Source organism: Candidatus Saccharibacteria bacterium oral taxon 488 (assembly GCA_013099195.1).
Lineage (GTDB): Bacteria > Patescibacteriota > Saccharimonadia > Saccharimonadales > Saccharimonadaceae > Nanosynbacter.
In genome coordinates this window covers 170,888-194,185 of record CP039999.1, presented here as the reverse complement: position 1 = coordinate 194,185, position 23,298 = coordinate 170,888, and the positions used below count along the sequence as shown (strand labels likewise).

Genomic DNA, 23,298 nt, shown 5'->3' with positions numbered 1-23,298 from the left:
ATCTCAACCGTCGTATCAATTTCCTCAACAAGTTGCCTACTATTTATCTCGTTAGGATTAGACTCTATCACCTACATTAGAATTCGGGTTTTGCATCTCCTGTGTGAACGCTATATGACCTGCAACCGCTGCCCTGCCGAACCGTCGGGTGAAGTCACCTGTTGCCGTGAGCGTTTCTTTTGTCTTACGCCCCATGAAAGCAACCGGACGTGATAGGTAGCTACCGATATCCCGCAGTCGCTGCGCTACGGTAGTGCGCATCTCACCGATTCGCTCGGCTGCACGGCCAGCTGCCTTGCCTAACCGATCGGCAGTGGCGCTGACCCGCTCGCTAGCGGACTGAAAACCATCACCGATCGCCTCCTTTACACCCGCCAGCTTTTCCTGGCGCGCCTCGCGGCGTGCTTCCCGCCTTGCTTTGGCAGCCGTTATACGCTCACCTCGCCGCTCATTTATCTCACGAATCTTATCGAGAGCCTTTTGGTGCTGAGTCTCAAGACCTTGCCGTTCCGCCTCAAGTCCTTGCAAATCGAGCTTACGCATATTGACTCGACCAACTGCGGCTTGCCATGCACCTTCCGCTATACTCACTGCTAACGCCAGTCGTTGGCCTTCAGTAGAATCAGCCGGGTGTTCGCTATCCCTATATGCTTCACGCGCCGTTGTCAGTTGCTCAAACGCAGCCGCCAGTTCGCCATTCGACATTGCCTCAATCTCTGCCTCTGTTCCAGCAATTTCTGTATTAATACCACTTTGCTCACCTTCTACAGTCGCGATCTCTTTCCTGAGTCCAGCCCTTTTTCGCAAATCCTCAACTTCAGCATTTCTGTCATTCCTGGCTGCCTTGCGGCGTTCGCCTACTGCATCCTTGCGCTTCTGGGCCCTCTCCTGACGCTCCTGCCTTTTTGCAGCTAACTTACTTTCACGGTTCTCGCGAGCCTCCTCGCGTTGCTGGCGGCGCTCAGCACGACGCTCCTTAGCACTCTGAGCAGCCTGACCGATAGTCTCTTTTAGACTCTTCCCGGTCTCAGCTGCCTTATTGAATACTTCACCAATCTTTCTCTTTGCCGCTCCGCCATGACTTGATAGTTTTTCTCCTAAGCCTTTCAGGCCACCAACAATTCGTTTTGCCAAAGACTCTCGACCACCTGGTGTTTGCTCAAACGGATCAACCCATCCTTGAGTCTCGTTCTCTGGTGACACAGCAGCGCTCCAGCCGTCCATTTCCCCTGAATGAGATACATTACTATCAATAATCTGTCGGCGGATCTCTTCATACCCAGGAATTTCTGCAAACTTTCGATTATTTTTATCGGTGGTTGTCTCAATAGCCAGCACCCCATTATGGCCATCCTGTTCAGGAGTAGTAGAGTCTGCCCCTTTTTCAGAGAGGCTCCCCCACCCATCAATCATGTGGCCAGTGTAGGATGTTCTTACGCTTGATTCGGGGCTCATTTTATGCATACAGACCTCATATTCTTCATATGTTTTAATATCACTGTAGTTAATCTTATGCTCTATACTATCACAGATTTAATATATTGTCAACACATAAAATCTTAACACCCTTACGGATCAATATGCTAGCACCGGGGGTCTAGCTAGATATGAACGACACCCGAATAAGCTCAGAGCTACTCGCTCACGCCCAGCTCGATTCGCCTAAACTGGCGGACCACGATGTTCTCGCCGAGTTTAGCGATCGCTTCCTTGACGTGCTGCTCAACTGTCTTAGAATCGTCCAAAATGTATGCCTGGCTCATCAACACCTGCTCAACAAAATGCTTTTTCAATTGACCTTCAACAATTTTTTCGCGCATCTCTTCGGGTTTGCTTGCAAGTGCTTCACTAGCCATCAATTCAGTCTTCACCCGCTCCATTTCCTCAGCCGGAATGTCCGTCTCAGAAACATACTTCGGACTCATCGCTGCAATCTGCATAGCGATTTCGTGCGCCAACGTCTTGAAATCATCCAAGCGTGCCACAAAATCAGTCTCGCAGTTCACCTCAACCACCACGCCAATTCGGCCAGAGTGCACATAGCTCTCGATCAAACCCTCGCGCGCCTCGCGGTCGCCCTTTTTTTCTGCCTTGGTCAAGCCTTTTTTACGCATCGCCTCCAGCGCCTTGTCAAAATCGCCATCAGTTTCGACCAATGCCTTCTTTGCATCAGTCAAGCCCACGCCAGTCAATTCGCGCAGTTTTTTAATGTCGTCAACTGAAACTCCCATCCTATTTCTCCTCTTTTTTCACTGGTTTTTCTTCAGCCTTCACGCTACCCGCGCCCTCGGCTACCGCTGCCGTGAAGTAGTCAAGCAGCTGCTGGATGCTCTTGATCGCATCATCATTGCCCGGGATGACATAGTCGATGCCCGTTGGATTGACATTGGTATCAACCACGGCAAATACTGGGATGCCCAGGGCTTCCGCCTCGCGCACTGCGTTTGCATCGGTCAGTGCGTCAACCACGACCACTGCGCCCGGCTTGCCCATCAAGTTCTTAATACCGCCGTACTTGAAATTCAGGTTGTCAATTTCCTCCTGGAAACGCTGCACCTCTAGCTTGTTGTAGCGCTTCTCCAGATCGCCCGACGCCATCCGCTTCTCGAGGTTCTTCAGTTTCTTGATCTGCTGAGCGATTGTTACGCCGTTGGTCAGCATACCGCCGATCCAGCGCTCAACCACGTACGGCTGATTGATGCTCTCGGCCGCCTGGCGCACCACGTCCTTAGCTTGCTTTTTCGTACCGACGAACAGTACCTTCTTACCGCTAGCGGCGATTTTTGTCAGCTCCGGCAGCGCCTTCTCTAGCGCCTCAGCTGTCTTTGCCAAATCAATGATATGGCTATCCTGGCGTTTTGAATGGATGTATGGCGCCATCTTTGGGTGCCAGCGGCTGGTTTTGTGTCCGAAATGAACACCAGCTTCAAACAAAGCTTTCATGTCTACTGTTACAGACATTAGATTACTCCTTTTTCCTCGCCCGCCACTTTTGGAGCTGCGACGGGCTGTGTCGTTATATTTAGTTACCTCGTCATTTTAACACGAGTCGACACCAAAAGCAATCCGTTACTGAGCAGAGCGAGACACTATGAACTTATCTAACTCTTGCTCGAGTTCAAGTGCCTCATTACTTGAAGAGGAAAGCTCGTTAACAATAAGTCTATCCTGCCCCGGCGTCACGACTTGCGCCTCGACAGATTGACCATTCTCCTCTGTTGGATCCTTACGGCGCAGCTCTGACTGAACGACATCGCCACTCGTTTGAACAATCTCAAAATAGTCAATTGCGCTATCGCCCACAAGAACACCATACGTACAATTATCACCCCACGCTAAGTCCTTTGCCGTCATATCCGGCACCGGCTCATCAATAAGGCGAGCCGACAGCTTAAATAATAAAATCGAACCAACCTTTGCCCCGTCTCGTCCAACAGAGCCAGGCCCATAAGCATCAAGTGCTACAACTGAAGTATTTACTTCCATTGGCACGACAAGAGAGTTGTCGACGACACGTTCGTGGGGATTAAACAGCTTTACCTTCACAGTATCGCAAGAACCAGAAGCGAAGTTCACTTCAAAAACCTTGCTAAGTGCCCAGCCAAGGCGCGACAATGTGTTCTCAGATAGAAAACCTATAGTATTTGCCTCATTACGGTCGGGGTAATTTAGTATTTCACCAACAGCCTGCGCCTTCTCTTTTTCCTCATTGCGCCGAAACGCTTCCTCTGCCAACCGGTTGAGATTATGCCCACCCCAAATATTTGGCTGCCTTTCCTTATCCATGTCGTGTAACTCCTTGGTTTTTAGCTATCGGAGTCAACTATACTCTCTCTCTTGATTTGTCAAGTACATAACAATATTTTTTAATAATTTAACAAGCATAATTGTTGAACGGCCCTTACCAAACAGCGGGGGCAGCTCCATCATGCGACTACGCTGACGGCGGTATTTGCAATACCTATACTTTTTTGCTAAAATACCAAGGTTATGAAAAGCAGTATTCACCCACAGAACTATCGCCCGGTCGTATTTAGCGACGATCAAGCGGGCTTCGCGTTCTTGACACAGTCAACAGCGCAAACCACGGACACCATCGTCTGGGAAGATGGCAAAACTTATCCGCTCGTCAAAGTACATATCTCCAGCGCCTCACACCCATTCTTCACCGGCGAAGAAAAGATCATCGATACCGAGGGTCGCGTTGACCGGTTCAAGGCACGCCAAGCAGCCGCCCAGGCTCGCAAGGCAGCCCTAGCCAACAAAGCCAAGAAAGCTGCCGCCAAAAAAGCCACCAAGGCAACAGACGATGACGCAGACGACACAAAGAAGAAAGCGGCTACACCTAAGGCAAAAACTAAGAAGGTTAAGAAATAGCCCCAACTTATCAATATTTTTGACATTAACGTAATAGCTCCGTCGAGGCGGAGCTATTACGATGAGACTACATTGAATTTTACACTAACCCTTACTAGGTGCTTCGGGTTTGGTATCAAAATGCTCCATCATGCACTCGAGTCTCCGTAGATACGCCAGCTCTCCCACATCCCTCCGATACAACGTACCTGGTTGCCGCACGCCATTTTCATCAGTATCAACACATTCGACGGTACCATCGGGCAAAATCCATCGTATCTTACCGTCAGTTTTTATCACCTCATAATCACCGGTATACCTGCGACCATTCTTTTCCCTTTTTAGGTGATTTGTGAGTTCAACTTCCTTTATCAAGCCCGTCGTAGGATCATAAGCGGTTGAGGTGCGAACGCGCCGAGCATCATGATCCGTACCCCCAACGCTACGCTCCTCAACCATACCGATAATCGGTCCACCGTTGGGTCCCCTAGCAATAAAATCACCGTAACACGAAACCTGATTCACTGTCATCTCTTCAGCTAGAGACGGAAGGTCGTACATCATTGGTAGCCACTTCTCTGTCGAGGTACCACCCTCCTTGTCTGACATGTACTCACCGGCCTTTTCAAACATCTTAGCAATGAACTCAGGAGACCCCACCTTTGTCTCCGGGAGACCTGAGCCATTTTTTAGTTCTGCTATGCGCGGCTCGTCAAGGGCTAAACTCGCTAACTTCCTTTCTGTCTGCCGGCGTGCATGTTCAGCATTTTCTTCTTGTGCCATCTCCCAGGCCTTCTCGACATTACGAACCCGCCCAAAGTTTGTCCCGAAAGCTTCGTTGACCATACGTCGTGTTGCTTGTAATAATTTGCCCATACTTTTTATTTTCCTTCTCTTTGCTACTGCAATATGTAATGTCTTTAATAGTCTACACTTTACTTTATTTTTCTTTATTTGTCAAGTATCCCTACGCCATTATCAGTATTTTACTAGTAGGCCCGCCACCCCCACCAATATGCTATAATAATCCATATGACAAAAATCTCTCTCGACCTCGAGGCGTTGAAGGCGGAGCGGGCGGCGCTGGGTGATTTTTTGGCGCATCCCGACGCGTATGGCTCGCCGGATTTCACAAGTAAAAATAAGCGGTTCTCAGAACTGGAGACGCTTATTATCAAGGGCGACGAGCGAGTGGCATTAGAGCAAAATCTGCGTGACGCCAAAGAATTAGCGAATGACGGCGGCGAACTGGCAGAATTAGCAAAAGCCGAAATCACTGAAACTGAAGCGCGTCTGGCAGAGCTGGAGGAAGAATTATTTATCCTCCTCACACCCAAAGACCCAAACGACGAGAAAAACATCATCATAGAAATCCGCGCTGGCGCTGGCGGCGACGAAGCCTCGCTGTTTGCAGCGGAACTGTACCGCATGTATTTACGTTGGTGTGAAGCAAATGGCTACAAAACTGAGCTCATCAGCGAATCCGCCAACGATTCTGGCGGTTACAAAGAAGTTATTTTCATGGTCAAGGGCGACGCACCATACGCCAAATTGAAATTTGAAGGCGGCGTCCACCGCGTTCAACGCGTGCCAGTCACCGAAAGCCAAGGCCGCGTCCACACCTCCACCGTCACCGTGGCGGTACTGCCAGAGGCCGAGGAAGCCGACGTTGAAATTAATCCAAGCGACCTACGCGTTGACATCTACCGCTCCAGCGGTAATGGCGGTCAAAGCGTCAACACCACCGACTCGGCGGTGCGCATCACTCACCTACCAACTGGTATCGTCGTCACTAACCAAGACGAGAAATCACAGATTAAGAACCGCGAAAAAGCCATGAGCGTGCTGCGCTCGCGGCTGCTGCAAATGAAAATTGACGAAGAAAACGCCAAATTAAGCGCTGAACGGCGTTCGCTAGTCGGCACTGGCGACCGCTCCGAAAAAATCCGCACCTACAACTTCCCACAAGATCGCATCACCGATCATCGCATTCACTACAGCCGCAGCAATATCCCCGCGGCAATGAACGGGGATATTGACGATTTGATTGAACAATTACAGCGGTATGAGCGGGAGTTGAAGGCGAAGAACACTACCTAGCATGACCCGCCTACCCGTTAATTATTGATTGTCATCTGCACGGCGTAATAGGGCAATTCTTGCGAGTATCTGCCGTTCCCGCTCAGGGTACATTATTCCCTCGGCATCTTCTCTCTCATGGATCTCTTTCAATTGCGCAATAATCTCTTCCCGTACCTGCTGAGAAGCGTGGTAAAGTGGTTCAGGCAGACCAGCAGCAGCATGATCCTTGCTGTCTGATTCTTTCACTAGGCGGGCCCTACGCCTCGCGTCCAACTCGGGACCATCAAACCCAGGAGGGGCTGAGATGGGGAGCTTAGTAAAGCCTGTATCCACTCCTTCAAGGTACTTCTCTCCCTCTTCAAGAAAAAGATCCTGTTGAAGTTCAAAATCATTTGGGTCGTCAGTAAGATAGAGACTGCTGTCATAGCCATTATAGTAGTCAGGATTATAATGTGCCACGTGTTCACATCCTTTCATTTAAAAATATAATTTGTTGCACGAATCATATATTACTCTCTCTCTTAATTTGTCAATACTTTTTACAACTTTCTAGCTATTTTGCAACCGCAACCACTTTACTCATTCCTAGCTATGTAGTATAATTAACAACATGAATATAGCAACCTGGCTAAAGAACGCCGCTAAACAGTTAAAAGCTATCGGTATCACATCGGCGCGGTTGGACGCCGAGCTGATACTGGCTAACACCCTGCGGAAGAACCGGACGTACCTTCACGCACACCTGGATGAGGAGATTGACCCGCGGCGGGTTGATATCGCTGACGCCAGGCTGAGCCTGCGCCTCGACCGAGTGCCGCTGGCGTATATTTTGGGCTGTAAGGAATTTTACGGACGGAAATTTATTGTTTCGCCAGCTGTCCTGGTGCCGCGGCCGGAGTCGGAGGAGATGATTATTCTGTTCTTGGCGCTGACAGCCGGTGAAATCGCGCCAAAGACGCTGATTGATGTTGGTACTGGTTCGGGCTGCCTCGGTATTACAGCGGCGCTAGAGCGACCGTCCCTGCGGGTTATTCTATCTGACATTAGTCCGCGAGCCTTAAAAGTTGCCGAGAAAAACGCGGGCAATTTACAGGCTCGGGTGACGCTGCAGCAACAATCGCTCCTTTCCGGGCAGATTGAGCCGGTGGATTATATCTTTGCTAATCTGCCGTATGTTGATCGGGACTGGGATGTTTCACCAGAACTGCGCCACGAACCCGCCGAGGCGTTATTCGCAGCGGATAATGGGCTGAGGTTGATCGAGACACTGATTGAGCAAGCGCCGCGCCACATAACAGCGGGCGGTCTGCTCTTTCTAGAGGCCGACCCGCGACAGCACCAGGCAATTCTCCATCAAGCAAGGCACCACGGCTTTCACGAGGTAGAGACGCGCGGCTTTATCATCGTCCTACACCTTGTAGGCGCCAAGCGTTAGCTTGACCTTCTGTTCCTTGCCGTCGCGCAGGATAGTCAGTTCTACTGTCTCGCCCGGCAAGAACTCAGAAATAAGACTGCCGAGGCCACCCTGCTCGCCGATTAGCTTGTCATTCACCTTGGTAATGACGTCGCCGTCCTTGATGCCTGCTTTATCTGCCGGCCCGCCAGCGACGACCGCCGATTTGTCGCGTGAACCACCGACATAGGCGCCGCTTTTGGCGGATAGTTTATACTCGGCACGCACCTCAGGCGTGATAGCGATATACCGCACGCCGATATACGATTTCTGAATTTTTCCAGATGCCAACACGCTGCGGACTAGCCCCTTGGCAGCACCGATCGGAATCGCAAAACCTACGCTTTGTGCATCTGAAACGATCGCTGTGTTGATGCCGATAACCTGGCCCGACATATTGAGGAGTGGCCCACCAGAATTTCCCGGATTGATCGCGGCATCGGTCTGGAGCAAATCAGTCAAGCTCTCGGCTTCGCCGCTCCGCTCGCTAGTGGACGCCTGAACCGGCCGACCCTTGCCCGAGATAATACCCATCGTCACGGTATTTTGGTAACGACCCAATGAATTGCCGATTGCAATCACTTTCTGACCGACACGAACGGTACCTGAGTCACCCAGGGTGGCCGCTGGCAGATCATTAACGCCGTTAATCTTGAGAAATGCCACGTCGTTGAGTGGGTCGGCTCCAACAAACTTGACATCAGTATATTGTGTGCCGTCACTGCTCACAATTTCAACACGATCAGCGTCCTTGACAACATGTTTATTCGTCAAAATGTAACCGTCTTTACTGATGATAATCCCCGTACCAGCACCTTGCTGCACTGTCGCACGCGACAATGTCCGGCCATTCTTAGTGGTTACGATCGAAACCACACTTTTAGATACACGCTGCACAACCTCGCTGATATCTGCTTCGTCGCGCGACATGACGAGGTTGCCGTCAGGAGTAGACTGGATGGACTGTTTATTAAACTGCGTCATTAGCCACGAACCCAGTACCGCCGCCCCAACCATCAGCCACACAACCGTGATAACACAGGCGCTGATTAATGCCAGTTTCCTACGACGCGGCACGCCCGGTCGAGATTGGGTCTGCTGAACTGAACGAGGTTCTTGCTCCATTATAGTGTCACCGAGTTAAAAAATAGCAAAATGGTCAGGATAAGCGCCGACGACAAGATAGCCGGTCCGGCAACTTCAGCAATAACAATCGTCTTATGCTTATGCCAAGAGGTATAAACACGCTCAGCTACGAATGACAGCAACATAAAGATAATCGTCGCCTGCGGTAGTTGCAGCGCATTTACCCCAAGCAGCGCATAGCCAAACGTCCAGTAATGCGCCAGCCAGCCAATCTCCGCAAACACCAGCCCCCAGGCTAGACTGAGTACAGTAATCTGCTCCTCACGAAACGTCGATAGGAAATGCCGAGCCGTGCCATACCCAATGACTAGCGCACACAGCACAACCACCGCAGCTGACCATTCGTGTGACACTGCAAACAGTGCTGCTGTGCCGATAAATACCGCGAGACCCGCCTGCAATGTCATCTGCCAGCGCTTTGATAGCGGCTTAATAGCGACAAGCCATATCGCATAAAATACCGCTAGCGCAATTCGTAGCACCAGCGTCGCCTGCGGCGCATACATCAGCGCCACCACACCGAGACCAACCACCACGTCAACCAGGCTTCCTTGAATATTCGTTAGCCAAAACTTAGGGCGCACCGACAATGTCCGCCACTTACTCAAGAGTACCAGCACAATCGCCGCCAACGGATAATGAATCTCCTGCGACATCCAGAACAAGACTGCCACCATCCCTAAATTGAGCGCGTAATAAGCGATATTACTGAGAAGCGACCGTCGCCTGGCTGTTTTTTTCAGAAACTCCATTGCCACCCTATTATACCAAATTATGGCCCGATTATCACCACGAAGTCAGCTTCGGCTGGCAGGTTAAATGGCGGTTTGCCTTCGGTTAATGTTACACCATACAGCTCTTTAATCTTGTTGGCAGAAGCCTGCTTGGACTTGCCTGACTCCAGCTGATAAACCTTATACTTTTCGGTAATTTTCTGTGGTGAATTGCCGACGCTCACCACGTTGAGCGATGCCGCCTTTAGGCGATCAGCTTCGGATTTGGCGGCTCCGACCACGCCACTGCCATTGAGCACCAGGACGCGCGCCTTTTCTTTAGCGAGTGCATCACCGTATATTTCCACCTTGATGAATGATCGGATTTGCGAGTAGTCGAACTGGCCAGCCGTTGGCACGACGACACTGGAAGTGCCGACCCTGCTCGTCCCAAGTAAGACATTATCCTTCTCAACAAAGCTCAAGCGGTGGATGTCTGTATCCTTGATCTTGGAAGTAACATCCATCACCGTACGGACTTCCTTGGCATCAACGTTAGTGCGCAGATTCTTACCCATGGCGTCCATCAGCGCCGTCACCTTGCCAAGATCAGTCAGCGTGCCCGTCGAGGCCGCCTTATTCTTGAGCGCCATCAGCACCAACTGTTGGTTTTTCTCGCGGTCAAAGTTCGACTTATCCAGCCCATACGAACCGCCCAGTGCACCACGCGCTCGCGAGAAATACAGCGCCTTGTCACCGTCCATCTCATTTGGCCCATTCTTGAAATGAATGTAATGCCCCGTCGGACAGCGTCGTTTCCGCTGCTCTGCTGACAGACCCTTCTCCCGACACATCCAGTCAACACTTGGGTCAAACACACCGCGCGGATCATCACTCTGTACGTTTACCGTCACGCCGCCAACTGCGTTAACAGCGTCCTTGATCACTTGAGCATTCACATGCGCCACATACTGGAGGTCCATACCAAAGATCTTGCCAACAAACTCGCGACTGGCCTCCATCCGCTTCTTTTCAGCCTGCTCGTCATTACCCTTGGCAACACAGTCAAAATATTCGTTAATCTTGCCTGCGCTACCAGAATTACAAACCCGCCCAAACTGCACGTATAGGTCGCGCGGAATGCTGAACATATAGGCGTCGTGTTTCTTCTGATCAATACTGAGCACCATCATCGAGTCAGTCAATGTCGCGCCCGGGTGCTCCGGGTCGTCATCCGTCGTACCGAGAATCAGCATGTTACTTCGCCCGTGTGCATCCATTTTCAGCGGTTGATTCTGAAACAAGTCAATCAGATTACCGCTACCAAACACTCGCCCCGCATTGACCCACGCCTTGTACAGCAAAAATCCACCCACCAGAATTATCAGCGCCACGATCACCAGGATAATAATCTTTAGCTTGCGACGTTTTTTATGCGATTTCTTGCGCTTTCCGCGAGGTGTTTCGGGCTTTTGAAGCTCGAGATCTTTGAGCGAATTGCTGATATCTTCGTCAATATCAGCAGTTGACGAAGTCGCGAGGCGCACCCGATCAGCTTGTGACAGTGACTGGCGCGGTAATTGGACCGGCTGCTGCCCAAGTGTCTGCGGGGTAGACTGCTCCGCCCGACGAGGATGAGCGGCTACCTGCTCTGGCGATACACCACCCAAACGAGACCGCTGAACCCTTCGCGGTACAAATCCATCGACCGAATTCCTATTTGAAATTTTCACTGCTCCTTATTATAGCACACTTCTCTATCGATCAAGCTTTTGGTTTTCGCCGCCAAACCATGTATAATAAGGCGGATGGATGCTCACTTTCTCGATCGACACCCGCGCCTGAGGGACAGTCTGGGGCTGATTATTTTTGTGGTCGGAGTGATCATCGGGACAATCTTGATCAATACCTTTGTCTTTCGTAGTTTTGGCGTGCAAGGCCCAAGCATGGAAAACACCATGCACACCAATGACCGCCTGATCGTCGACCGACTATCAGTCACGATCAAACAGTTGCAAAATAAACAGTACATCCCCCAGCGCGGCCAAATTATTGTCTTTAAGAATCCTAATTACAATCCGACCCTAGGTCACGATGAATATATCGTCAAACGGGTAATTGCTTTCGCGGGTGAGCGCGTCACCGTCAAAAACGGCGTTGTCACCGTTTATAACACCGAACATCCGAACGGCTTTAACCCCGATACAACCGTCAACAAAAACGAACCAAAGTCACCCACCTCCGGTGATGTCGACACCAAGGTGTCCGAGGGGACGGTTTTCGTGATGGGCGATAATCGCGAGGGTAATTTTTCGTGTGACTCGCGTAACTGCATGGGTAATATTCCGCTGTACGACATCGTCGGGCCGGTCATCGCCCGTATTTTCCCCTTCACACAGATCAGAGGATTTTAGTAATCAGCCAATCAAGTCGCGGATCCGCTCAAAATCAGCTTGGTCTTTGAACGGAATGATAATCTGACCGGCACCGCGCTTACTGGTGCGAACCGTGATGTCAGCACGGAGTTTTTTCGACAGGCGCGCTACCGACGAGGCGTGCGGCGAGCGGGCTGGCTTTGGAGTTGACGCGGGGCCCGACGGCTGCTGCGACCGCTTCCAGGCGGCGATCATCTGCTCGAGCTTGCGCACGCTCCAGCCCTGATGAATCGTTTGCTGCAATAAATCTTCCGCCACGTCATCTGGCAGCCCTACTAACGTTCGCGCCTGCCCTTCAGAAATCTTATTTTCAAACAGCGCCGTCCGCACCACGCTCGGTAATTTCAAGAGGCGCAGCGTATTACTAATGGCACTGACCGATTTACCGCCGACGTGCTGGCCGATTTGTTCCAGCGTCATATTGAACTGGTCGCGCAGCTTCATGTAGGCCGTCGCCGTCTCCAGTGGGTTGAGGTCACGTCGCTGCAAGTTCTCGATCAGCGACACCTCTAATCGATGCTGATCGCTTAAACTGCGAATGATGCTCGGCATCTCGACTAATCCAGCCAGCTGCGCCGCTCGCCAGCGCCGCTCGCCAGCCACGATCATGAATTGTGCCCCACGTGGCGTCACGACGATCGGCTGCACCACGCCGTGACGACGGATCGAATCGGCCAGTTCACGCAGCGCTTCCTCATCAAAGAACCGCCGCGGCTGGTCTGGATCTGGGATAATGTCTGCGGTAGGCAGCTGGCGTAATTGCGACATTGTCGCATCTTGACCAGCCGTCGGGTCAAAGGCCTCGTCAAACAAATTTGTCGGTATTAGCGAATCAAATCCCCGCCCAAGTCCTTTTTTCATCCTTCAATCCTCTCGATAATTTCTTTGGTCAGCGCGTGGTAAGCCCGTGAACCCTTCGAGAAACGATCGTACACGCCAACTGGCACGCCGTGACTTGGCGCCTCGGCAAGGCGAATGTTACGCGGAATCGTCGTCTTGAAAAGCGTATCAGCAAAATGCTTTTTGATCTCATCATACACCTGACTCGACAGAGTCGTTCGCGAATCAACCATGGTGGTCACCACGCCGAGCAAGCGCAGATGCGGATTGAGCCCCTTGCGAACCAACTTCATCGTCTCCATCAACTGCCCCAGCCCCTCGAGTGCATAAAACTCTGCCTGTACTGGCAATAGGACGTACTGCGCTGCGATCAGCCCATTCACGGTCAGCAGACTCAGACTCGGCGGACTATCAATGATCACATAATCATACCCAGCGAGGCTCGCCAGCGCCTGGCGCAGCCGCACAAACCGCCCCTCGGCTTGGGCCAGTTCAACCTCGGTATTCGCTAGGTGCGGCGTGGCCGGTGCGATCGATAGATTCTTGATGTCAGTTTGAATAATTATATTATTCAAGGCCGTCTGGCCAGTCACCACCTCGGTCATCGTTGCGCCCAATTCTTGCTTATCAATGCCAAGGCCGCTAGTGGCATTTCCTTGCGGATCAAAGTCAACGATCAGCGTCCGCTTACCGGCTTTTGCCAAAAAATATGCCACATTAATTGAAGTCGTCGTCTTGCCAACACCACCCTTTTGATTTGTCACCGCAATAATCTTTGTCATTGATACCCCTTCTGCTTACCCCATTGTATCATAATTTTAGCCATAAAAATACCGCCCCTATCGCAGGGCGGTATAATGATTTGCTGGTTACTTAATCGAGGTTATCTCAATCTTGGTATATTTCTGGCGATGACCAGTTTCTTTGTGAACGCGTTTTTTACTCTTGTAGCGGATAACGCGGATCTTGTCGCCCTTGACTTCTGCTTCAGCAACCTTTGCCTTCACTACCACACCTTTGACGGTTGGCGTGCCAACTTTTGTTTTATCACCATCAATCACTAAAAGTGCGTCGAGAGTGAGTTCTTTTGTGCCTTCAGGGAGGAGATCCACCAAGAGGGACTCTTTTTCGCTGACAATGTATTGTTTGCCAGAGATTTTTACGACTGCTTTCATTTCGTTCCTTAAAAATTAGTTTTCAATCTGTTTCATTGTACCAGAGACACTGCGATAAATCAAACCCGCCAGATCACCGGGCTGAACCAATTCTCTCCAGGAAACACCGTTCGATCACAGCAAACCATTTGTCGTTTGTACACATCCTCGCCCGCTATAGCCTGCGTCACCACGACCGTTCTGTCATCCCCCTTGCGAGCGATGTCCATAAGCCCCTGCGCCACCCCGCTAACCGTTTGCGGAGAAAACCTAGATTCCGGTATGCGCTTTTCCAGTTCAAAGCGCGTCACCCGGTCAGTCCCAAAATCACCGGTAATTCCGTCTGTACAGCAAACTATCATGTCTCCCCGCCCAACCTCAACGGAGCCATACTGATGCTTTCTATCAATCAGATCATAACCGAGAGCCTTATCCAAAACGTTACCCTCACCATCATCTCTCGTTAGCTGATACCACTTTCCACCACGTCGCAGATAGATACGGGAATCACCGATATTGGCCCATACAGCAAACGTTTTTCCATCGTGCTTCACCATTTGTGCGACGCTTGCAGTGGTTTCGCCTAAAGATGGATCTTTCCGTATGATATCAGAAATTATATTCAAACTGGCAGTAAGCTCTATACTCGCATACTCAGGAGCTTGGCTACGAATTTCCTGAGGATTGAACTTACGATACATCTCCTCTAGTAGTTTGGCTGCCTTACGGGCTGCCGCTCCGCCGCCCCTTATACTACCAATACCATCAAATACCGCCGTTATTCCATATTCAGGTAACACCAAATGTGCGTCCTCACCATGGACAGCCCGCTCCAACACATCACTTTCAAAACCGCCAACTGACCGTAACCGCCCATTTGTTAATGGAATGTTCCGTATTTCCTCTGGGTGAGGAAGCTCCTGTATGGTGCCATTACGAGAGCCGGCATCTTTCACATGGATGACATTACCTTTTTTACAAAGCACCACATGACCATCTTTACATAATCGCGAGACTGTATTTAGAGGGTAGCCGTCCGCCTCTTCGGGCATTCCTAAGTCCTCCCTTCCGATCCTGACCGTCTGGCTTGGCGGTAACGGGATAGAATCTAACCGATAAGGGGACACCAGACTGATAGCAGAATGAGGGTTATTTCCTTTCTGTACAACTCCAACAGCGACCTCTCCGAGATATAAACGAGCAATTAATTGACCATCGATAGTTTTTTCACCCATACGCTTATCCAGATTACTAACACTGCCTAGATACCCGGCATTCAAACCTGTCGGTATCTCACTACCATGGCCGTCACGAGGCACTATTCCTCTTACGGTATCAGTCTTGATAGAAAAACCATACAACTCACGCATGGATGATATAATACTACTAAATTACTTCCTTGTCAATATCTTCATCCAGACCCTCTGCGCTGGTATTGGATGACAGGATTGTAATGCACCCAGTCCAGCCTAAACCCCTATCTATCGGCAATATTAACAACGTCAGCACGATCCCACTATGGTCGCCGCATACGCCGTACAACCCTTGCCAGTATCAACAATTGTCCACGAGAATATGCACGAAAAGGCATCACTAATACGAATCTGATATTCACCAGCTGCTACATATGAACATTACCACACTGCCCGTCTGGCTAGTCGGCGTTATGCTCAATCAGACCTCAACACGAACACGACCCCGACCAACCGCACACGACATTGTTCGCGTGCAACCAGCCCTCGACGTTACCGCCATCCAAGTGCATACCTACCGCTGGTACAACCTTGACGACACCGTCGGCCCGAGCATAATTACTGACTGCATCAGTTAACTCATACTCACCACGCGGCGATATTTCAACATCAGCACAAGACTGAATAACTTTCTTGGTGAGGACGTATTTACCGATGTTGGCAAAGTGACTCGGCGCCTCTTCTGGCTTTGGCTTTTCCACGATCTCTACAAAATTACCAGCCTCGTCTATCACAATCGCCCCGTACCGACTAATGTCATCGCCCGGCACTTCCTGAGCCAGTAGGCTACATTGACCGTCTGGCGTCGCTGCCAATAGCCGCGCCACTTCGCTTGAGCCATCGGCATTATACATAAAGTCATCACCCATCAGCACCACTGCCGACTCACCATCCTCGAGATAATCAGCGGCGAGAGCGACCGGCACTGCTGAGCCATACTTACCGTAGCTCGGCTGCGTCACGAAATGGAGCTTGGCATCAATTGGCGCCACTAGAGCCAGCTTGTCATCCTTGCCCTTGCTCCGCAAATAATCATTGAGCAGGATATTACTCCGATAATAGCTCTCCAGCTGCGAACTCTGCTCGCCAACCACAAAAATCAGCTCACGCACGCCAGCCGCCAAACAATCCTGCACCACATAATCAATCAGCGGTCGATTGCCGATCGGCAACATACATTTTTCAATTGATTTGGTAATTGGCAACATCCGCGTACCCCAACCAGCGACCGGAATAATAGCTTTGGTAATCATATCTCCTCCTTACATCTTGAGTTCTTTATGTGATTTCTGCAAAATATCCATCATCTCCGCGTAGCGCATCTCGCCGGTGGAGATTTTGGCATAGAGATAAACAATATTATCTACCACCTCAATATTAACCTTAATGTCCTGATCGTACAACCAGGCCATGAAGCTTGGGTTGAGCAGCTCAAAGCTCGTCACCTGATTTTCATCGGTGGCGTATACTTGGTAGCGCTTGTTAAAGTCACCCCACTCCAGTTCTACCTTTTTATAGCCTGACGGCGCCCTAAACCGTTTCAGGAAACGTGAATCCCGACGCTCCACTAAAATCCCACCATACGACTTTGGTAAATTAACCTGCCCGATAATGTACGTAGCCGCCGAATCACCACTTGAAGTATCGGCCACATAGGTGTATAGCTGCACCAATAAATTACCCGTCCAAAACCCAATGATATGGTTGTTGATGTCAGTGCCCTTAAAGCCGCCCTTAAATAATTCACCGCGGGTCGGCAGCAGCAGTCGCCCCCAGTCCGGACTGAAGTACATGTCGTATTGTGCCGCAAACTGCCGCATAGAGGCGACAAGCTGGGCAGAATCTTCTGTTGCCTGATCAATACTATCCAGTAACCAGCCATTACCCGAGCGCACAAAGTTCCACTGCTCACCAAACTCGCCCGTATCACGATGTAGCACCGCATCACTCGCCACGTCAATCAGCTCATCATTTGCCGAGGCAACAAAACTCACACTTACTCGGTCATTCTGATCATTCACATCGTCATACGCCCGTGTGATAATCGCTTCACTGACCGCCACATTCTTCATGCGATTGACTCGCCCCATCTGTTGTAAAGCGTACAACATTAGTCCGATGTGCCGCGCATAATTCGGCGTGACGTATTGCTGAATTGACGGCAAATCCATCCGCTCCCAATCATATTGAAACCGATTAAACACCGTTGTTGCATAATTGACAATACCCTGTTCGTTCCAGGCGCTGTCCTGGGTAGCTGCTTGCTGAACGGCCTGTTTTGCAGCCTCGCTGCCTTTGCGAAAACGGCTGATCTTATCCGTAAATGCCCCGATAATCGCACCGACCAATGCCGAGATGGCCACCAGGATAAAAATAACAACACCGCCGAGTAGGTAGAACAAGCTGGCGAGTAGGCCGGCCAAAAACCCGACCGCTATGGCGGCCATCTTTGACTGAGTGGTTTTTTTCACAAAACCACTTACCGAAATCGCAACTACCATCGGTATCCCGAAAAGGGCAACGCCACCACCACCGCCGCCAGAACTTGACCCGCCGCCACCGGCTCGCGCGAAAAAGAGTAACTGACTGAGCACTGCTAAACCATACATAGACCCATTGTACCGCGTTGCATGGCGATCGCCAAGGTCATGAGTGCCCGATCAGCGCGAGACCGAGCAAACGCTTGCCACGCATTAGTTTTGAGGTAGTAACTTTTATCCTGATGACTATTTTACAACAGCAAGAGCAATCTCGAGCCCAGCCCCTTCAACCGTCACTGTCGACTGATTGTCATGTACCTTGCCAAACACCGCCAGCGTCTCAGTAGCAATCGCCTCAGCATGCTCATCAATCGCTTGGCGGAGCTGCTCGTCATTCGTTGTCAGCTGCAGCATAATCCGATCGTCCACTTGCAATCCCGCCTTCTTGCGCGCGCTTTGGACATGGCGAATGACTTCACGCATCAAGCCCTCGCGTTTGAGCTCGGGCGTCAATTGCTTACTAATTTCGATCCAACTCTCTGGCTTGATCGCGCCCTCGGTCACATCATAGTCCGCCAAGTGCTCGTCTAAATTCTCAATCCAGCGAATTTCCTTAACATTTAGCTCCTCGGCCATAATCTGCTCGTAATACTCAGCCAGCTTCACGCCCGCATATGCCGCAAACTGCAGCGGTTGGCGAACCTTAATTGATGCTTGATGCTCATCTTGCTTCATACGCAAACTAAGACCATTGTTGATCAATTCACGCGTCCGAGCCATATCGGCTAGAACCTGCTCATCCACCGCACCAGCTGGCAGCCAATCCTTCAAATGAATCGATTCATCATCACCCGTCAAATTGCGATACAACTCCTCAGCCAAAAACGGCGTAAATGGCGCCAAGATGTAGCTCAGACGCACCAGCACGTAATGTAGCGTGCGGTAAGCATCATTTTTATCACCATCATCCTCAGCGCCCGCGGCCCCTTTCGACGATCTCCAGAAGCGGCGGCGACTGCGGCGAACATACCAGTTGGAGGCGTCGTCGAGGAACGGCAAAATCGGACTAAGCGCATCAGGAATGTTGTAGGCACCCATATTCTTTTCAACTTCTGCGACCAGCTGATGCAAGCGGCTGACAATCCAGATGTCAAGTGGATTCGTGACTACGTTAACTACGGTCGCGATATCCGTTGCCTCAGGCCGCTCGGCCGCCAATTGATCCAGTTGGCGCTCTTGGCCTCGCTTTGCCGGAAAGGCAAAGCCTTCGTCACCAGATATCGCTTGACCGCTCAGCGGATCAACCAACTCGCCGTCAAACTCCCAACCATCAACCTCAGCATACATCGTAAAGAAGTCGTACATATTCCAAATCATGGCAAGTTTGCGCGCCACGTCGCCGACATCTTTATCATGTAAGGCAAAATCCTCGCCATTGAGCAGCGGACTGGATAGCAGCAAAAAGCGCAAAGAATCGGCACTAAACTTATCCATCAGCTCGTTCGGGTCGGTAAAGTTACCAAGCGACTTACTCATCTTACGGCCGTCATTGCCCGCCACCACACCGGTGGTGATGACGTTGCTGTAGGCGTTTTTATGCTGCTCACCAGCCTCGCCAAAGGCACCAATCTCCGCCAAAGCAGTGTTGACGGCATGCACATAGTAGAACCACGCTCGCACCTGACCGATGTACTCAACGATGAAATCCGCCGGGTAATTCTGTTCAAACTTGGCCTGGTTTTCAAACGGATAATGCAGCTGCGCAAACGGCATCGAACCTGACTCGAACCAGCAGTCCAGTACCTTGTCAATGCGAGTAAATTTCTCGCCGTCAATTTCAAAGGTGATGTCATCAACCCACGGGCGGTGGTAATCATCCAACTCCGCGCCGCTCAGTTCCTTCAGCTCCGCGTACGAGCCAACCACCTTGACGGTACCGCGGTCACCCTTCCACACCGGCATAGCCGTCGCCCAAAAGCGGTCACGACTGAGGTTCCAGTCAGGGGCTTGCTCAATGTTCTTGGCAAAGCGGCCGTGCTTGAGGTGGGCCGGGAACCAATTGATATACTCGTTCTGCTCCAGCATCAGCGGCTTTTGCCCCTGGATGTCGAAGAACCAGCTTGGGATGGCCCGGTACATGATGCGCTGTTTGCTTCTAGGATTGAACGGGTATTCGTGGCGAATGTACTCAATTTTCCACACCGCACCCTTTTCCTTCAGGTCTTTGGCGATGAATTTGTTATTGTCCCACACCTCTAGGCCCTTGTAATTGCCATCGGTGTAGTAGCCATTGTCATCGATGACATGGAAGGCGCTAATACCATAACTTTTGGCTAACTCAAAGTCGTCCTCACCGTAAGCCGGCGCGATATGCACAATGCCCGTACCCGACTCGTGCGAGACGAAATCCGCCGCGTAAATGGTGTGAATCTTGTCATTTTCTGGCCAGGTGGAGCCGGTATCAAGCGGTTGGTATTTTTTACCCACTAATTCACTGCCTGGGAAAGTACGCAGCACGTCGTAATCAAGCGGCTGGTGCTTTTCATCCTGCAGAGTGCGCTCCAAAGCTTCCTCAGCGATGATTAGCTTCTCACCCCCCACCATCACTTCGCAATACGTCATCTCTGGATTGACGGCCAACATCAGGTTAGCTGGCAACGTCCACGGCGTGGTCGTCCAAGCCAAAACAGCAACGTCTTCATCATCCAGCTTAAACTTTACATATACACTCGGGTCGGTCACTGTCTGGTAGGCGTCGTTATCCATGGTCACTTCGGCCTTGCTCACCGGAGTGGCGAACTTGGTGTCGTACATCAGCACCTTTTCGCCTTCGTAGATCTTGCCGGCTTCGTACAGCTGCTTAAACGCCCACCACACACTCTCCATAAAGTCCTTGTCCATGGTGCGATAGGCACCCGTAAAGTCCACCCAGCGGCCGATGCGGTCGATCACCCCCTGCCACGTCTCGCTATTCGCCACCATACTTTCGCGCGCCTTGGTGATGTATTTTTCCAGGCTGATGGCCGGCAGCGGATTACCGTCTTTATCAAGTGGTGCTGGTTGATTATATACCATATCCGGATAACTACTCACTTCGAGACTATATAGCAACCAGTTGGCCCCTGTTTCGGTAGACATATGCTCACCAACTCTTTGAAATCCATTGCGCTCATACAAATTCACCAATTTAGGTTGATGCTCGCCAACCTCTATGCGAATCTCTTTGACCCCTTCCTGCTTACTTAAGCGAAAAGCCTCTTTTAACACTGCATCCGCATAACCTTGCCCTTGGAATTCCGGTAGTACCGCCATTTTATAGAGATAACCAACCGACGTGCCATTATCCTTTTTGCCAGCAAAAAAATTATAACTATCCTTATCACTTATGACGACGCTCCCCACTAACTTATCGTCATCGTAAGCTACATAAAAATTATCTCTCCCAAATTCCTCTGCTAATTTATCTGGCGTTAGATTGTTGGCATCCCAGCTACTACTACCATAGCCTCGCTGCCCCATCCAGCCAGCAACTTTAGTAATAACCTTCGTTGCGTTATCGAAATCATTTACCAGTTTGACTTGCTTGACGCTACTCGTCACAATCTGCCGCCGATCCACGATATTCAGCTGCTTTTCGACGAAATTCTCCGCCGGCAGGCCATGGCAGTCCCAACCCCAGACGCGCTCCACGCGTTTACCCTTCATCGTCCAGTAGCGTGGCACTGCATCCTTCACAATACTGCTAAGCAACGTCCCATGGTGCGGCACCCCAGTGATAAACGGCGGCCCGTCGTAAAAAACGTAGGCATTATCCGCCGGCCGCTGTGCTACCGACTTCTCAAATGTCTGGTCATCCTTCCAGCGCTGCACCCAATCCTTTTCGTATTCTGCCGCCCGGCGGCGTGTGCCGTGTGTGAATTTCATACTTTTCCTCCTTATCTACCTTATATTCACTGCTTTGTTTAAATTATTAATCAAACTTTCCTGTTCCCCGTTCATCATTCTATTAGTTTCCTCATCGCCTCCACTATCTCCTCATGAACGATTCCATTGCTTAATACCGCCCCGCAAATATCCTGATCATACCGCTGCTCCCGGCCGAAGAGGTCAGTCACCTTACCGCCAGCTTCCCCGACGATGACTTTCGCCGCCGCAATGTCAACATTTTTGCCCTTCGTGCCAGCAAAGACCGACGCAACAAACCCACCACGCGCTACTAAGGCTGCCGCGTGCGTCGTGCTTCCTAGCGCCGTGACATATGCACCCTTCTCATACGCTAACTTGTGAATCACCCGCATAACATCCCACTCTGCACTCGGCCACCAATCCACGTTCATCCCAGTCATCCCACCAAAAGTCTTCTTATTCACGTAAATCTGTTTACTATTCATAAACGCACCCTGGCCACGCACCGCCCAATACAAATGATCGCTAAACGGCGCATAAATCACACCGACTTCCGGCTGGCCATTAATCACCAACGCTAACGAGAATACCGATACTGGTAACTCCATCGCAAAAGGTGCCGTACCGTCAATCGGGTCACACACCCACACATAGTCCGAACCACGGCGAGCACTCGCTTCTTCACCGTCAATATCATGGGCTGGATATCGCTCAGCTACTCGCTTGATCACAAGCTGGTTGATTTCCTCATCGGCGATAGTCACAATCGTATTGTCTACCTTGAGATGAGCATCCGGTTTTTTACCAAAATATTCTTGCATAATGTCGCCCGCTTCGTGCGCTACACTTCTTGCAAAATCAAGCCATTCTCGTTGTTGGTTGGTCACAATTTACTCCTTAATAATATATTTCTTAGTGTCATCACCACTGCATCATCCAGCACCCGCACTCGATCTGTGTGCCGATCACTATACCCAAGCGCACCTTTCTGATTTGTATAGAGTGTTATGTGCGGAATAATAAACTCCGCCTGTGGGATCAGCTCACGAATTGCATCACGCCACGTCTCTAGTTCATCCCATCGAGCAAGTACGATAATCGTTTCACGGCCAGTCACGTCATCTTTTAGCTTAAGAAAATCACCAGTCAATTCTGGCTCTGTGGTCATTGCTGCACCAGCTTGACACGACACCTGTTCCAGTCGTCCATAGCCGGCCTCATCGAACCCGTACTCCTCACGCACCGCAAATAACGACAAATGGAATTCATCATCTTTGAGCAGCAGCCCCGCCACCTGACGCGGAAAGTCTACCGCACGAACCAAATCAGTCGTATCATACATGATATAATCATGCGTCCGATCAATGACGAAATTATTCACTTGATTGTTACGCGCAAATTCGCTCATGTTAGATGACTCCTGCTATTAGTTAATGACGCGAAAACTTATCCAAATAAAATCACCTCTTCTGACTTCGAG

Annotated in this window: 22 protein-coding genes; 4 read left to right on the top strand and 18 right to left on the bottom strand. The window is 50.6% G+C overall.

The window, feature by feature from the left end; all coding sequences use genetic code 11:
- Window positions 1–57: 57 nt before the first annotated feature.
- The 4 genes from FBF28_00980 to FBF28_00965 form a co-directional block, all read right to left on the bottom strand.
- Window positions 58–1,413, bottom strand: a complete 1,356-nt coding sequence (locus FBF28_00980) for a hypothetical protein (GenBank protein ID QJU08141.1) — start codon at window positions 1,411–1,413, stop codon at window positions 58–60.
- Between the two features lie 221 nt (window positions 1,414–1,634).
- Window positions 1,635–2,231 carry a translation elongation factor Ts gene (tsf, locus tag FBF28_00975; GenBank protein QJU08140.1) on the bottom strand — a complete coding sequence of 199 codons (597 nt, stop codon included), beginning with the start codon at window positions 2,229–2,231 and terminating at the stop codon, window positions 1,635–1,637.
- Window position 2,232: 1 nt separating this feature from the next.
- Complete coding sequence (gene rpsB, locus FBF28_00970) at window positions 2,233–2,961, bottom strand: 30S ribosomal protein S2 (GenBank protein ID QJU08139.1); 729 nt, start codon at window positions 2,959–2,961, stop codon at window positions 2,233–2,235.
- Between the two features lie 108 nt (window positions 2,962–3,069).
- Window positions 3,070–3,786: a hypothetical protein gene (locus FBF28_00965; protein ID QJU08138.1), complete on the bottom strand. Its 717-nt coding sequence runs from the start codon at window positions 3,784–3,786 to the stop codon at window positions 3,070–3,072.
- 204 nt (window positions 3,787–3,990) lie between these two features.
- Here FBF28_00965 and FBF28_00960 point away from each other — a divergent pair, with 204 nt between their 5' ends.
- The gene (locus tag FBF28_00960; protein QJU08137.1) at window positions 3,991–4,377 is read left to right on the top strand and encodes a type B 50S ribosomal protein L31; all 387 of its coding nucleotides are present in this window, start codon (window positions 3,991–3,993) and stop codon (window positions 4,375–4,377) included.
- Between the two features lie 84 nt (window positions 4,378–4,461).
- On the opposite strand, the gene FBF28_00955 is transcribed toward FBF28_00960, so the two are convergent.
- Window positions 4,462–5,232 carry a hypothetical protein gene (locus FBF28_00955; protein ID QJU08136.1) on the bottom strand — a complete coding sequence of 257 codons (771 nt, stop codon included), beginning with the start codon at window positions 5,230–5,232 and terminating at the stop codon, window positions 4,462–4,464.
- A gap of 156 nt (window positions 5,233–5,388) precedes the next feature.
- On the opposite strand from FBF28_00955, the gene FBF28_00950 reads away from it, so the two are divergent.
- Window positions 5,389–6,456, top strand: a complete 1,068-nt coding sequence (locus FBF28_00950; GenBank protein ID QJU08135.1) for a peptide chain release factor 1 — start codon at window positions 5,389–5,391, stop codon at window positions 6,454–6,456.
- Between the two features lie 21 nt (window positions 6,457–6,477).
- Here FBF28_00950 and FBF28_00945 read toward each other — a convergent pair whose 3' ends face one another.
- Window positions 6,478–6,897, bottom strand: a complete 420-nt coding sequence (locus FBF28_00945; GenBank protein QJU08134.1) for a hypothetical protein — start codon at window positions 6,895–6,897, stop codon at window positions 6,478–6,480.
- Between the two features lie 151 nt (window positions 6,898–7,048).
- Here FBF28_00945 and prmC point away from each other — a divergent pair, with 151 nt between their 5' ends.
- Window positions 7,049–7,873 carry a peptide chain release factor N(5)-glutamine methyltransferase gene (gene prmC / locus FBF28_00940; protein QJU08133.1) on the top strand — a complete coding sequence of 275 codons (825 nt, stop codon included), beginning with the start codon at window positions 7,049–7,051 and terminating at the stop codon, window positions 7,871–7,873.
- On the opposite strand, the gene FBF28_00935 is transcribed toward prmC, so the two are convergent.
- From FBF28_00935 to FBF28_00925, 3 genes are read right to left on the bottom strand one after another with little or no spacing between them, the layout of a single operon-like run.
- A complete protein-coding gene (locus FBF28_00935; GenBank protein ID QJU08132.1) occupies window positions 7,847–9,016 on the bottom strand; it encodes a PDZ domain-containing protein in 1,170 nt (389 codons plus the stop codon). The two genes, prmC and FBF28_00935, sit on opposite strands and share 27 nt — an antisense overlap.
- Entirely contained in the window at window positions 9,016–9,789 is a 774-nt protein-coding gene (locus FBF28_00930) for a hypothetical protein (GenBank protein ID QJU08131.1), read from the bottom strand. The genes FBF28_00935 and FBF28_00930 overlap by 1 nt, the downstream gene beginning before the upstream one ends.
- 20 nt (window positions 9,790–9,809) lie before the next feature.
- Window positions 9,810–11,483, bottom strand: a complete 1,674-nt coding sequence (locus tag FBF28_00925; GenBank protein QJU08130.1) for a LytR family transcriptional regulator — start codon at window positions 11,481–11,483, stop codon at window positions 9,810–9,812.
- Between the two features lie 75 nt (window positions 11,484–11,558).
- On the opposite strand from FBF28_00925, the gene lepB reads away from it, so the two are divergent.
- Entirely contained in the window at window positions 11,559–12,164 is a 606-nt protein-coding gene (lepB, locus tag FBF28_00920) for a signal peptidase I (GenBank protein QJU08129.1), read from the top strand.
- Window positions 12,165–12,167: 3 nt separating this feature from the next.
- On the opposite strand, the gene FBF28_00915 is transcribed toward lepB, so the two are convergent.
- The 9 genes from FBF28_00915 to FBF28_00875 form a co-directional block, all read right to left on the bottom strand.
- On the bottom strand, window positions 12,168–13,046 hold the full coding sequence (locus tag FBF28_00915; GenBank protein QJU08128.1) for a ParB/RepB/Spo0J family partition protein: 879 nt from the start codon (window positions 13,044–13,046) through the stop codon (window positions 12,168–12,170).
- Window positions 13,043–13,807 carry a ParA family protein gene (locus FBF28_00910; GenBank protein QJU08127.1) on the bottom strand — a complete coding sequence of 255 codons (765 nt, stop codon included), beginning with the start codon at window positions 13,805–13,807 and terminating at the stop codon, window positions 13,043–13,045. The genes FBF28_00915 and FBF28_00910 overlap by 4 nt, the downstream gene beginning before the upstream one ends.
- Window positions 13,808–13,894: 87 nt before the next feature.
- Window positions 13,895–14,200: a 50S ribosomal protein L21 gene (gene rplU / locus FBF28_00905; protein ID QJU08126.1), complete on the bottom strand. Its 306-nt coding sequence runs from the start codon at window positions 14,198–14,200 to the stop codon at window positions 13,895–13,897.
- A 59-nt stretch (window positions 14,201–14,259) separates the two neighbouring features.
- Complete coding sequence (locus tag FBF28_00900; protein ID QJU08125.1) at window positions 14,260–15,549, bottom strand: hypothetical protein; 1,290 nt, start codon at window positions 15,547–15,549, stop codon at window positions 14,260–14,262.
- A gap of 311 nt (window positions 15,550–15,860) precedes the next feature.
- The gene (locus tag FBF28_00895; GenBank protein ID QJU08124.1) at window positions 15,861–16,685 is read right to left on the bottom strand and encodes a hypothetical protein; all 825 of its coding nucleotides are present in this window, start codon (window positions 16,683–16,685) and stop codon (window positions 15,861–15,863) included.
- Between the two features lie 9 nt (window positions 16,686–16,694).
- Window positions 16,695–18,041, bottom strand: coding sequence for a DUF3137 domain-containing protein (locus tag FBF28_00890; protein ID QJU08123.1), 1,347 nt, complete (start codon window positions 18,039–18,041; stop codon window positions 16,695–16,697).
- Window positions 18,042–18,158: 117 nt separating this feature from the next.
- Window positions 18,159–21,836 carry an isoleucine--tRNA ligase gene (locus FBF28_00885; protein ID QJU08122.1) on the bottom strand — a complete coding sequence of 1,226 codons (3,678 nt, stop codon included), beginning with the start codon at window positions 21,834–21,836 and terminating at the stop codon, window positions 18,159–18,161.
- A gap of 74 nt (window positions 21,837–21,910) precedes the next feature.
- Entirely contained in the window at window positions 21,911–22,708 is a 798-nt protein-coding gene (locus FBF28_00880) for an inositol monophosphatase (protein QJU08121.1), read from the bottom strand.
- Window positions 22,702–23,226, bottom strand: a complete 525-nt coding sequence (locus FBF28_00875; protein ID QJU08120.1) for a hypothetical protein — start codon at window positions 23,224–23,226, stop codon at window positions 22,702–22,704. The genes FBF28_00880 and FBF28_00875 overlap by 7 nt, the downstream gene beginning before the upstream one ends.
- Between the last annotated feature and the right edge of the window lie 72 nt (window positions 23,227–23,298).